The sequence below is a fragment of the Promicromonospora sukumoe 327MFSha3.1 genome (assembly GCF_000385135.1).
Taxonomy (GTDB): Bacteria; Actinomycetota; Actinomycetes; order Actinomycetales; family Cellulomonadaceae; genus Promicromonospora; species Promicromonospora sukumoe_B.
In genome coordinates this window covers 271,898-283,595 of sequence record NZ_ARQM01000015.1, presented here as the reverse complement: position 1 = coordinate 283,595, position 11,698 = coordinate 271,898, and the positions used below count along the sequence as shown (strand labels likewise).

Genomic DNA, 11,698 nt, shown 5'->3' with positions numbered 1-11,698 from the left:
CGGACGGCCGGATCGCGGGGGACATCAGTGACCCGACGCCGGAGTCCGCGATGGCGGGGCTGGACGCGCTGCGCACCCTCGAGCCCGCCGTCACCGCCGGAGCCGGCAGCACGGTGTCCGGGACGGATGCGTGATGTCGAACTTCTTCCCCACCGCACGCCTCACCCTGGGGCAGATGCGCCGCAGCGTCGGGCGGCTCGCCGCCGCCGGTGTCGCGATCGCCATCGGCACCGCGTTCGTCGCGGCCACGCTCCTGGTGGGCAACATCATCACCAGCACCACGTACGACCAGGTCGCGGCCCGGTACGCCGACGCCGACCTCGTGGTGTCCGACGAATCCACCGCACTGACGCCGGACGACGTCGAGGCCGTGCGGGCCACCGACGGTGTCGCGGCTGCCGACGGGTCCCTGAGCACCTATGTGGAGCTCAACCACGGCGGGAAGACGATCTACCAGTCGATCGTCCCGCAGGCCTCCGACCCGCGGCTCACCCCGCTGGTCCTGACCGACGGGGCGTGGCCGGAAGGGACCGGCAGCATCGCCCTCCCGGCGGACGTCGCCGAGCGGCTCGGCCTCGGGGTGGGGGACACCGTCTCCTCCAGCCGCTGGGTGATGGACGCCGAGCCCACCGTCGCGGACGACGGCACCAGCTACTACGACGGCCAGGAGGTCAACGAGAAGCTGACGGTCTCCGGACTCGTCGACGATCCGAGCCAGGCCTTCGCGCTCGCCGGAGGCATGGGCGTGATCACCCCGGAGGCCATGAACCAGTGGCTCGCCGACGACCGGGAACCCGGCCAGGCGGAGACTCTCCAGGAGATCGTCGTGGCGCTCGACCAGCCGGGTGACCCGGCCGCGGTCGAAGCGGTCCGGGACGCGCTCACCGGCGCGGTACCGGCGGCCACCGAGGTCATGACCACCCAGGAGTACGCCGAGGAGGTCGTGGCCGGGCTGACAGGTGGCCAGAACATCATCTTCCTGGTGTTCGTCCTGGGCTTCGCCGCCGTGTCGCTGGTGGTCGCGGGCCTCGTCATCGCCAACACCTTCCAGGTGCTCGTCGCGCAGCGCTCGCGCACCCTCGCGCTGCTCCGCGCCATCGGCGCGGACACCGGCCAGGTCTATCGCAGCGTCCTGCTCGAGGCCGCCATCCTCGGCGTGATCGCCTCGGCGGCGGGCGTGCTCCTCGGGTCCCTGCTGGTGCAGGGTGGCCTGCTGCTGGTGCCGGCCTTCGACCTCGGTGTCCAGCTGCCCGCGGCCATCACCGTGAGCGCTCCCGTCGTGCTCCTCCCGCTCGCCGTCGGCGTCCTCGTGACCCTCGCGGCCGCGCTCGCCCCGGCCCGTGCGGCCTCCCGCGTGGCCCCCCTCGCCGCCCTGCGGCCGGCCGACGCGCCGACGCTGCGCGGCTCGGGTGCGGGCCGGGCCCGGGCCGTCCTGGCCGGTCTCGCCACCTTCGGCGGGCTCGCCGTCATGGCCGGCGGGGTCTACCTGGGGATGACCGACAAGGCGGACATCGGGGTGATGGCCGCCGTGCTCGGTGGCTGCGTGTCGCTCGTGGGCGTCGTCGTCGGTGCGGTCTTCTGGCTGCCCAAGGTCGCCGCCGGTATCGGCCGCCTGCTCGGCCCGGCCGGCCCGGCCGCCCGGCTCGCGGCGGCCAACACGCAGCGCAACCCGCGTCGCACGGCGGCGACGGCGACCGCGCTGCTCATCGGCGTCACGCTCGTCTCCATGATGACGACGGGCGCCGCGAGCGCCCGGCTCGCCATGGACGAGGAGCTCGACGCGCAGTACCCCGTGGACCTCGAGGTCTCTGCGACGTCGTACGACGACGCGGGGAACCTGGTCGCCCTGCCGGGCTCCGTGACCGACGCCGTCCGTGACGTCGGCGACCTGCGTGCCGTGGCCGAGGTGACCACGCTCACCGCGGAGGTCGGTGGTGACGCCGAGTCGTTCGTCCCGGTCACGGCGGCTGCACCCGAGGACCTGCGCGAGGTGCTGAGCACGCCGGACGACGTCGCGGCGCTGGAGCGCGGCACGCTGCTCCTGCCCGACCGGGTCGCCGAGGACTACGGCCTGGAGGGGCGCGACACCATCACGCTCACCGGGCCGGCCGGTGAGGTGACCCTGGACGTCGTCGGTACGGACCTGCGTACCTCCTCCGCCTACCTGACCCCGAACGACCTGGCCGGTTTCACGCAGGCCGTGAGCGCGAACACCCTGTGGGGGAGCGTCGCGGAGGGCGACGACCCGGCGGACGCCGTCGCGGCGGTGCAGGACGCCGTCTCCGTGACGGGAGAGGCCGTGGACGTGACGGGTGCTGCCGTCGAGCGGGAGGCCTACCAGGAGGTGATCGACGTGATCCTGGGGATCGTGGTCGGCCTGCTCGCGGTGGCGGTGATCATCGCGCTCATCGGTGTGGCCAACACCCTCTCGTTGTCCGTCGTCGAACGCACCCGCGAGAACGCGATGCTCCGGGCGATCGGCCTCTCGACGGCGCAGCTGCGGGGCACGCTCGCCATCGAGGGCATGCTCATCGCCGGGGTCGGGGCCCTGCTCGGGATCCTGCTGGGTCTCGTGTACGGCTGGGCGGGCGCCGCCTCGGCCCTGTCCAGCGTGGGCACCGTGCCGCTCGCGGTCCCGTGGGCCGAGATCGCCACGGTGCTCGGGGTGGCCCTGGTCGCGGGGCTGGTCGCCTCGGTGGTGCCCGCCCGGGCGGCCGTCCGCACCCACCCCGTGGCGGCGCTCGCCGCGGAGTAGCAGTCCCGGGGCGACCGGTCAGCACGCAGCAGCCGCAGCGACTCGAGGGAGAGATCTCGTGGACACACCTCTGTACGTCCCGGCGGACCGTTCGGCTGCCGCGTGCTGACCGTCAGCCCCACCCTGCGCCTCACCGTGGCCCAGATGCGCCGCGGCCTCGGCCGGCTCGCCGCCGCGGGCCTCGCCATCGTCATCAGCACGGCGTTCGTGGCCGCGACGCTGCAGGCGGGGACCATCATCACCCGCACCACGTACGACCAGGTGGCCGCGCAGTACGCGGGCGCGGACCTCGTGGTCTTCGACCGCGGCGGCACCATGACCCCCGACGACGTCGACGCGGTGCGGGACGTCGACGGGGTGGCGGCGGCCGACGGGTTCCAGGGCACCTACGCCCAGCTCGACCACGGCGGCCGGACGGTCTACCAGTCGCTCGTCGCCACCCCGTCGGACCAGCGGCTCACGCCGCTGGTCCTGGCCGACGGCGCCTGGCCGAGCAAGCCCAGGCGCATCGCGCTGCCCGCCGACGTCGCCGAGCTCCTCGGCGTCGGCGTGGGCGACACCGTCGCCTCCACGCGCTGCCTGCTGGGCGAGCACCCCGCCGTGGGCAAGCACGGGTCCGACTGCCACGGCGGTCAGGAGGCCGTCACGCGGCTCACGGTGTCCGGCCTGGTCACCGACCCGGTGGGCGCCTACGCGGCGGGCGGCGGCGTCGCCGTCGTCAGCCCGCAGGAGCTGCGGGACAGGCTCGCGGACGGCGCCGGCCCGGCCGGGGCGGCCGGCATGCGCACGATCGTCGTCGCCCTGGACCGGCCCGGCTCCGCGGCCGCCGTGGCGGCGACCCGGGACGACCTCGCCGCGGCCGTCCCGGCCGCTACCGGCGTCACCACCCCCGTCGAGTACGCGGAGGACGTCGTCTCGGCCATCTCGGACGGCCAGAACATCGTCTACCTCGTGTTCGTCCTGGCCCTGGCCGCGGTCTCCCTGGTGGTCGCGGGCCTGGTCATCGCCAACACCTTCCAGGTGCTGGTGGCGCAGCGCGCCCGCACCCTGGCCCTGCTGCGGTGCGTCGGCGCGGGCACCGGGCAGATCTACCGCTGCGTGCTGCTGGAGGCCGCCCTGCTGGGCGTGGTCGCCTCCGCGGCGGGCATCGTCCTCGGCACCCTGCTGGTGCAGGGCGGGCTCCTGGTCGCGCCCGCGTTCGACCTGGGCGTCGCGCTGCCGCGGACCGTCCCCCTGAGCGCGTCCGTGCTCCTCGGGCCGCTCGGCGTCGGCCTGGTCGTGTCCCTGGCCGCGGCGCTCGCCCCGGCGCGGGCCGCGGCACGCGTGGCCCCGCTCGCCGCCCTGCGCCCCGCCGACGCCCCCGGCAGGCAGGGCACCGGTCGCGGCCGGGGCGTCTTCGCGGCGCTGGCCACCGTGGGCGGCCTCGCCGTCCTGGGCGCGGGCGTGGCGCTCGGCATGTCCGGCAACATCGACGTCGGGCTGTTCGCGGCGGTCCTCGGCGGCTCCGTGTCGCTGGTCGGCGTCATCGTCGGCTCCGTCTTCTGGCTGCCCCGCGTCGCGGCCGCCTTCGGCCGGCTCGTCGGCGCCGGGGGACCGGCCGCGCGCCTCGCGTCGGCCAACGCCCTGCGCAACCCCCGCCGGACGGCGGCGACGTCCACCGCCCTGCTCATCGGCGTCACCCTGGTCTCCATGATGACGACGGGCGCCGCCAGCGCCCGCGCCGCCCTGGACGACGAGCTGGACGCCCGCTTCCCCGTCGACCTCCAGGTCACCAGCACCACGCCCGACAGGACCGGCGCACCCGCCGCGGTGCCCGCCGCCGTCACCGATGCCCTGGCCGACGTCGGCGGGCTGCGCGCCGTGGTCCCGGTGACCAACCTGTCGGCGGAGCGGGCCGACGGCGGCCGCCCCGTGCAGGTCGCCGTCATCGACCCCGCGGACCTGCGGGCCGTGGCCAACACCCCCGCCACCGCCGACCTCCTGCGGCCCGGCACCCTCGTCGTCCCCGAGGGCGCCGCGAAGCTGTACCGGCTGGCGGGCCTCGACACCGTCGAGCTCACCGGCCCCGGCGGCGACCTGACCCTCCGTGTCGTGCACAGCGCGACCCGGTCCGACCGGGCCTACCTCACGCCCCAGGACCTCGACACCCTCGCCCCCGGCCTCGCGGCCGGCGAGCTCTGGGCCCAGGTCGACGACGGCCACGACGCCGCCGACGTCGTGTCGGCCGTGCAAGAGGCGGTGTCCGCCACCGGCGAGACCGTCGGGATCACCGGGATCGTCGTCGAGCGCTCCGCCTACCAGCAGATCATCGACGTCATCCTCGGGATCGTCGTCGGGCTGCTCGCCGTGGCCGTGCTCATCGCCCTCATCGGCGTGGCCAACACCCTGTCGCTGTCCGTCATCGACCGCACCCGCGAGAACGCCATGCTGCGCGCCATCGGGCTCTCGCGCGGACAGCTGCGCGCCACGCTCGCCGTCGAGGGCCTGGTCATCGCCGGCGTCGGTGCCGTGCTCGGCGTGCTGCTCGGCCTCCTGTACGGCTGGGCCGGCGCCACCACCGCCCTGTCCACCCTGGGCGAGGTGCCGCTCGTGGTCCCGTGGTCCGAGGTCCTGGCCGTGCTCGGCGTCGCACTCGTCGCCGGCCTCGTCGCCTCCGTCGTACCGGCCCGGGCCGCCGTCCGGACCCGGCCGGTCGCGGCGCTCGCCGCGGACTGAGCCGGGGCCGGCCGACCCCACGAGCCGGGCCGGCACGGACCGCGGCTACGAGCCGGGCCGCACCAGGCCCGTCTCGTAGGCGGTCACCACGGCCTGCACGCGGTCGCGCGCGTCGAGCTTGGCCAGGATCCGGCCCACGTGCGTCTTGACCGTCGCCTCCGCGACGAACAGGTCCGCGGCGATCTCCGTGTTGGACCGCCCGCGCGCCATCAGCACCAGCACCTCCCGCTCGCGGCCCGTCAGTCCGGCCAGCGCCTCCTGCGGGCCCGCGGCCTCCTCCGGCGGCAGCGCCGTGACCAGGCGCTCCATGAGCCGCCGCGTGGACGACGGCGCGATCACCGCGTCGCCCTGGTGCACCGTGCGGATCGCGGTGAGCAGCTCCTCCGGCTGGGCGTCCTTGAGCAGGAACCCGCTGGCCCCGGCCCGGATCGCGTCGAGCACGTACTCGTCCAGGTCGAACGTCGTGAGCACGACGACGCGGGGGTCGCCCGCCGCGACGCCGCCGTCGCCCAGCAGGGCCCTCGTCGCGGTCAGGCCGTCCATGCCCGGCATGCGCACGTCCATCAGCACCACGTCGGAGGCCGTGCCCGCGAGCAGGCGCAGCGCGTCCCGGCCGTCGTCGGCCTCGACCACCACCCGCAGGTCGGGCTGGGAGTCGATCACCATCCGCAGGCCCGCGCGGACCAGTGGCTGGTCGTCGACCAGGGCCACCCGTACGGGCGCGTCCAGGGCGTCAGTCATCGTTCTCCTCGGTCGTCGTGCTCGGTTCGGTGGTGGCCGGGCCCGCGGGCTCGGCGGGCTCGATGGTCTCGGCGGTCGCGGGGCGTTCGGCGCGGGGGATCGGCACGACGAACCGCACGGAGAACCCGCCGCCGCGGCGCGGTCCCGCCGTCAGCGTCCCGCCGAACATCTCGGCGCGCTCCCGCATGCCCAGCAGGCCGTACCCGGCCGAGGGCTGCTCCGCCGGGTCGGCGGAGCCGGCGGCCGCCAGGCCGCGGCCGTCGTCGTCCACGCGCAGCTCCACCTCGTCCTCGCCCCACCGCAGCAGCATGGTGACGGCGGGGCGGGGGCCGGCGTGCTTGCGCACGTTGGTGAGCGCCTCCTGGCACACGCGGAACAGCGTGAGCCCGACGCCGGGCGGCAGCCGTCGCTCGACGCCCACCCGCGCCCAGGAGACCCGCAGGCCGTCGTCACGGGCCTGGTCCACGAGGTCGCCCAGGTTCGTGACGTCCGGCTGGGGGCGCAGGGGCGCCGCGCCGTCCGCCGGGGACGACGTCGCCGGGTGGGCGCCGGAACCAGCGGCGCCTTGGACCGCCGGGGTACTCCCGGTGCTCGGGCGCGGCCGGGCGCGGGCCGCGGCGGCCGGGGCCACCAGACCCAGCGGCGTCGCGCCCCGGTCCGGGCCCTCCCGCAGCACACCCAGCAGGCGGCGCATGTCGGCCAGCGCGGCGCGGCCGGTCTCGGCGATGGTGCCCAGAGCGCGCTCGGCGGCGGCGGGGTCGGCGGCCGCGGCGTACCGGCCGCCGTCGGCCTGCGCGATGACCACGGACAGGGAGTGGGCCACGATGTCGTGCATCTCGCGCGCGATGCGCGACCGCTCGGCGGCCGTGGAGATCTGGGCCTGCTGGTCGCGCTCGATCTCCAGCCGCTCCGCGCGGTCGCGCATGGCCACGAGCATCGCGCGTCTGGACCTGCGGACCAGGCCGAACGCGAAGGAGCAGGCCAGGAACGTCACGATCAGCACGACCGTGCCCGCGGTCGGGCCGAGGTCCGGCCCGTAGTCCGACCCTTGCATCTGGAACCACATGGTCGCGCCCACGGTCAGCGGGCCGACCACGGCCATCCCGCACGCCATCAGGTACGCCCAGCGGGGCCCGTAGACGGTGACGCAGTACATCGACACCAGCACGGCCAGGTCGGCGGGCATCAGCACGGGGACGTGGAAGACGATGAGCTGCACCATGCACACCACGAAGACGGCGACGCACGAGGCGACCGGCCGGGTGCGGCACCAGGCGAGCGGCGCGACCACCGCGACCGAGATCAGGACGGCCTTGGTGGAGGAGAGGTAGTAGGGGGCGCTGTCGCTCGCGGTGACCGCCACGACGAGCACGACCAGCACCGTGACGACGAGGTCCATCACGAACCGGTACCGCTCGGACCAACCCGCCCACCGTTCGTACCAACCCATGCAGGTCAGAGTAGGTGTAACCGTTGCGTCGGCGCGTCATACCGTGGTAGCACTTGCGCCATGGCGGTGTCAGCCGAAAGGATTCGGTACGAGCCCTGTCAAGAGGCCTGACCGGGTAGCGCCAGAGCGTCGGTTATGCCCTACGATGGCGAAATGACTCACGTACTCCTAGCCGAGGACGACCCGGCCATTGCCGAGCCGTTGGCACGAGCGCTCTCCCGTGAGGGATACGACGTCGTCGTGCAAGGAACCGGCAAAGGTGCGATCGAGAGCTCGACCGGTGCGGACATCGTAGTTCTGGACCTAGGCCTTCCCGACATGGACGGGCTCGATGTCGCGCGCGAGATCAGGGCCAATGGCCTCACCGTGCCCGTGCTGGTGCTGACCGCCCGCGCCGACGAGGTCGACCTCGTCGTGGGCCTCGACGCCGGTGCCGACGACTACGTCACCAAGCCCTTCCGCCTGGCCGAGCTGCTCGCCCGCGTCCGGGCGCTGCTGCGCCGCTCGCACGGCGAGACCGGCGAGGAGGAGGAGCTGCACGCGCAGGACGTCCGCGTCGACGTCTCCGCGCACCGCGCCTTCCAGGGCGACCGCGAGCTGCACCTGACCACCAAGGAGTTCGACCTGCTGCGCGTGCTCGTGCAGAACGCCGGCTCCGTCGTGGTCCGCGACACCCTGATGCGCGACGTGTGGGGCTCCGACCCGGTCGGCTCCACCAAGACGCTGGACATGCACGTGTCCTGGCTGCGCCGCAAGCTCGGGGACGACGCCAACGCTCCGCGCTACGTCTCCACCGTGCGTGGCCTCGGCTTCCGTTTCGAGATCGGGGCGAGCTAGCCAGATGCGCGCCCGCGTACTGCAGGCGACGATCGCCGCGGTTGCGGTCGCGGTCCTGCTCCTGGGCATCCCGCTCGCGATCTTCGGTGCCCGCTACATCTACGGCCAGGAAGTTCAGCGGGTCGAGACCCGGGCGCAGGACCTCCTGGCTTCCTCCGTCAACTCCTACGAGCGCAACCGCTCGGCCGCCGAGGCCGGGTTCGTCGACCAGTCGGTCGTCGACCGCGCCGTACAGCCGCAGGGCAACGACATCGTCGCCTACGTGACGGTGAACCAGCCCAACGGCGAGCAGCTCGTCTCGGGCGAGCCCGTGGCCGGCGCCACCATCGACCGAGGGCTCACGTCCGAGGAGCAGCCCGTCATGGGCGTGGTGGTCTCCGTCTCGGCCTGGCCGGCGTACATCAAGGCGATCAACGTCGTGGTGCTCGTCGTGTTCGGCAGCGTGGGGGCGTTCGCCGCCGGCGCGGTCACGGCCGCGTGGCAGGCGAACCGCCTGGCGCAGCCGTTCGTGTACCTCGCGGCCTCCGCCGAACAGCTCGGCGCGGGACAGGTCCGTCCACGGCTGGACCCCTCCGGCGTCGAGGAGATCGACCTGGTGGCGGCCGAGCTGGCCCGCAGCTCGGACCGCCTGGCGGCGCGGCTGGCGGTGGAACGGCAGTTCACCTCCGACGCCTCGCACCAGCTCCGCACGCCGCTGACGGCACTGACGATGCGCCTGGAGGAGATCACGCTCACCTCCAGCGAGCCCGACGTGCAGGAGGAGGCCCGGATCTCCCTCGAACAGGTGGAACGCCTGGTCGGGGTGGTCGACGACCTGCTCGCCCGCTCGCGGCGCGCGCAGGGTGGCACCACGGAGTCCGTGGACGTCGCCGTCGTCTTCCTCCAGCAGGAGGAGGAGTGGCGCGAGTCCTTCGAGCGCGCGGGCCGGCACCTGAACGTCGAGGACTCGGGCGGCGCCCGGGTCCTGGCCACCCCCGGTGCCCTGGCCCAGGTGCTGTCCACCCTGCTGGAGAACTCGCTCAAGCACGGCGGTGGCACCACGACCCTCCGGATCCGCGAGGGACAGCGAGGCGCCATGGCCGTCGAGGTCACGGACGAGGGCGACGGCGTGCCCGAGGACATGCAGGGCAAGATCTTCGAGCGGGGCGTCACGTCCGGCGCGGGGACCGGCCTGGGCCTCGCCCTGGCGCGCGACCTCGTCGCCGCCGACGGCGGGAACCTGCAGCTCACCCAGCGCACGCCGCCGGTGTTCTCGGTGTTCCTGTCGGGCGTGCCGAAGACCCTCGACCCGCACCAGGTGCTCCCGGTGGGGTCGAAGATCTCCACCCTCGGTCAGAAGAAGGTGCGCGGCCGCCGGTAGGCTTCACCGACGTGAGCGCAACAGATTCCAGTCAGTCCGGCCCGCCCGTCGTCGCCGTCGTGGGCGGCGGGCAGCTGGCCCGCATGATGGCCCCCGCCGCCGGAGAGCTGGGCATCCGGCTGCGTGTCCTGGTCGAGGACCCCGCGTCGTCCGCGGCGCAGGTCGTCACCGACGCCCCGGTGGGCGTCGCGTCCGACGAGGCCGCGATCCGCGCCCTGATCGCGCCGGACGGCGACCGTGCCGCCGCCGTGCTCACGTTCGAGCACGAGCACGTGCCGAACGCGCTGCTCACGGACCTGATCGAGCACGGGACGCCCGTGCGCCCCGGCCCGCACGCCCTGGTGCAGGCGCAGGACAAGATCGTGATGCGGCAGCGACTGACCGAGCTCGGCGTGCCGTGCCCCCGGTGGGCCCCGCTGCCGGCGTCGTCCCCCGAGGAGGGGCGGGCCGCCCTGGCCGCCTTCCTCGACGAGGTGGGCGGCAGCGCCGTGGTGAAGACCTCCCGCGGGGGCTACGACGGCAAGGGCGTACGGGTGGTCACCTCGCCGGACGACGTCACCGACTGGTTCGCCGCGGTGGCCGACGGCGGCCCGCAGCTCCTGGTCGAGGAGAAGGTGCCGTTCACCCGCGAGCTCGCGGCCCTGGTGGCCCGCCGGCCGTCGGGCGAGGTGCGCCCCTGGCCCGTCGTGGAGTCGATCCAGCGCGACGGAGTCTGCTCCGAGGTGATCGCCCCCGCGCCGGGTCTGTCCGCCGAGCTGGACGCCCGGGCGCGCGAGATCGCGACCACGGTGGCTGAGGGCCTGGACGTGACCGGTGTGCTGGCCGTCGAGATGTTTGAGGTCCCCGGGCCTGACGGGACGCCGACGGTGCTGATCAACGAGCTCGCGATGCGCCCGCACAACAGCGGGCACTGGACCATCGACGGTGCCGTGACCAGCCAGTTCGAGCAGCACCTGCGCGCCGTCCTGGACCTGCCGCTCGGCGCCGCCGAGCCGACGGCCACCTGGACCGTCATGGCGAACGTGCTGGGCTCCACGCTCGACGAGCTCACCGACGCGCTGCCGGACGTGCTCGCCGCGTTCCCCGAGGCGCGCGTCAACCTGTACGGCAAGGGCATCCGGCCGGGCCGCAAGCTGGGCCACGTGAACGTGAGCGGCGACGACCTGGCCGAGGTTCGGCGCCGGGCGGTCGCGGCCGCGGCCCTGCTGCGCGGCGAGACCGTCTCGCTGGTCGAGCCTGTCGCGCGGGTCGAGCAGACCACGACCACCACCGAGGAAGAGGCGAACGCATGAGCACCAACCCGCAGGTCGGCATCGTCATGGGGTCGGACTCCGACTGGCCCGTCATGCAGGCGGCGGCCGAGGCGCTGGACGAGCTCGGCGTGCGGGCCGAGGTCGACGTCGTCTCCGCGCACCGCATGCCCACCGAGATGATCGACTACGGCCGCCAGGCCGCCGACCGCGGACTGCGCGTGATCATCGCGGGCGCGGGCGGCGCGGCGCACCTGCCCGGCATGCTGGCGTCCGTGACGCCGCTGCCCGTGATCGGGGTGCCGGTGCCGCTCAAGTACCTCGACGGCATGGACTCGCTGCTCTCGATCGTGCAGATGCCGGCCGGCGTGCCGGTCGCGACGGTGTCGATCGGCGGGGCGCGCAACGCGGGTCTGCTGGCGGCGCGCATCCTCGGCTCCGGAGCGGGCGACGAGGCGGCCGCGCTGCGGGAGCGCATGGTGGCGTTCCAGGCCGAGCTGAGCGCGGTGGCGCACGCCAAGGGCGAGAAGCTCCGCGCCCAGCTCTGACCTACCCAGACGTGTCGGACGCCCAGTTCCCTCAAGGGAACT

At 74.4% G+C, this 11,698-nt stretch carries 8 protein-coding genes; 6 read left to right on the top strand and 2 right to left on the bottom strand.

The genetic code is table 11. From position 1 onward, the window contains the following. The first annotated feature begins 133 nt into the window (after positions 1-133). Together H291_RS0124870 and H291_RS0124865 are read left to right on the top strand one after the other, a co-directional pair. The gene (locus tag H291_RS0124870; RefSeq protein WP_020017746.1) at positions 134-2,755 is read left to right on the top strand and encodes an ABC transporter permease; all 2,622 of its coding nucleotides are present in this window, start codon (positions 134-136) and stop codon (positions 2,753-2,755) included. Between the two features lie 102 nt (positions 2,756-2,857). Next, positions 2,858-5,470: an ABC transporter permease gene (locus H291_RS0124865; RefSeq protein WP_020017745.1), complete on the top strand. Its 2,613-nt coding sequence runs from the start codon at positions 2,858-2,860 to the stop codon at positions 5,468-5,470. A 45-nt stretch (positions 5,471-5,515) separates the two neighbouring features. Here H291_RS0124865 and H291_RS0124860 read toward each other — a convergent pair whose 3' ends face one another. Together H291_RS0124860 and H291_RS0124855 are read right to left on the bottom strand one after the other, a co-directional pair. Beyond that, on the bottom strand, positions 5,516-6,211 hold the full coding sequence (locus H291_RS0124860) for a response regulator (RefSeq protein ID WP_020017744.1): 696 nt from the start codon (positions 6,209-6,211) through the stop codon (positions 5,516-5,518). Further along, positions 6,204-7,661, bottom strand: a complete 1,458-nt coding sequence (locus H291_RS0124855) for a sensor histidine kinase (RefSeq protein WP_020017743.1) — start codon at positions 7,659-7,661, stop codon at positions 6,204-6,206. Before H291_RS0124855 ends, H291_RS0124860 begins: the two co-directional genes overlap by 8 nt. Before the next feature lie 153 nt (positions 7,662-7,814). Between H291_RS0124855 and H291_RS0124850 the strand changes: the two genes are divergently transcribed. From H291_RS0124850 to purE, 4 genes are read left to right on the top strand one after another with little or no spacing between them, the layout of a single operon-like run. Beyond that, positions 7,815-8,498 carry a response regulator transcription factor gene (locus H291_RS0124850; protein WP_026366105.1) on the top strand — a complete coding sequence of 228 codons (684 nt, stop codon included), beginning with the start codon at positions 7,815-7,817 and terminating at the stop codon, positions 8,496-8,498. A 4-nt stretch (positions 8,499-8,502) separates the two neighbouring features. Next, positions 8,503-9,858, top strand: coding sequence for a sensor histidine kinase (locus H291_RS0124845; protein ID WP_020017741.1), 1,356 nt, complete (start codon positions 8,503-8,505; stop codon positions 9,856-9,858). 11 nt (positions 9,859-9,869) lie between these two features. Next, complete coding sequence (locus H291_RS0124840; RefSeq protein WP_084468424.1) at positions 9,870-11,150, top strand: 5-(carboxyamino)imidazole ribonucleotide synthase; 1,281 nt, start codon at positions 9,870-9,872, stop codon at positions 11,148-11,150. Next, positions 11,147-11,656, top strand: coding sequence for a 5-(carboxyamino)imidazole ribonucleotide mutase (purE, locus tag H291_RS0124835; RefSeq protein WP_020017739.1), 510 nt, complete (start codon positions 11,147-11,149; stop codon positions 11,654-11,656). Before H291_RS0124840 ends, purE begins: the two co-directional genes overlap by 4 nt. Positions 11,657-11,698 lie beyond the last annotated feature (42 nt).

Coding starts and splice junctions, on each gene's coding strand:
- purE (WP_020017739.1), top strand. CDS start 11,147: ATGAGCACCAACCCGCAGGTCGGCATCGTCATGGGGTCGGACTCCGAC.
- H291_RS0124845 (WP_020017741.1), top strand. CDS start 8,503: ATGCGCGCCCGCGTACTGCAGGCGACGATCGCCGCGGTTGCGGTCGCG.
- H291_RS0124860 (WP_020017744.1), bottom strand. CDS start 6,211: ATGACTGACGCCCTGGACGCGCCCGTACGGGTGGCCCTGGTCGACGAC.
- H291_RS0124850 (WP_026366105.1), top strand. CDS start 7,815: ATGACTCACGTACTCCTAGCCGAGGACGACCCGGCCATTGCCGAGCCG.
- H291_RS0124855 (WP_020017743.1), bottom strand. CDS start 7,661: ATGGGTTGGTACGAACGGTGGGCGGGTTGGTCCGAGCGGTACCGGTTC.
- H291_RS0124870 (WP_020017746.1), top strand. CDS start 134: ATGTCGAACTTCTTCCCCACCGCACGCCTCACCCTGGGGCAGATGCGC.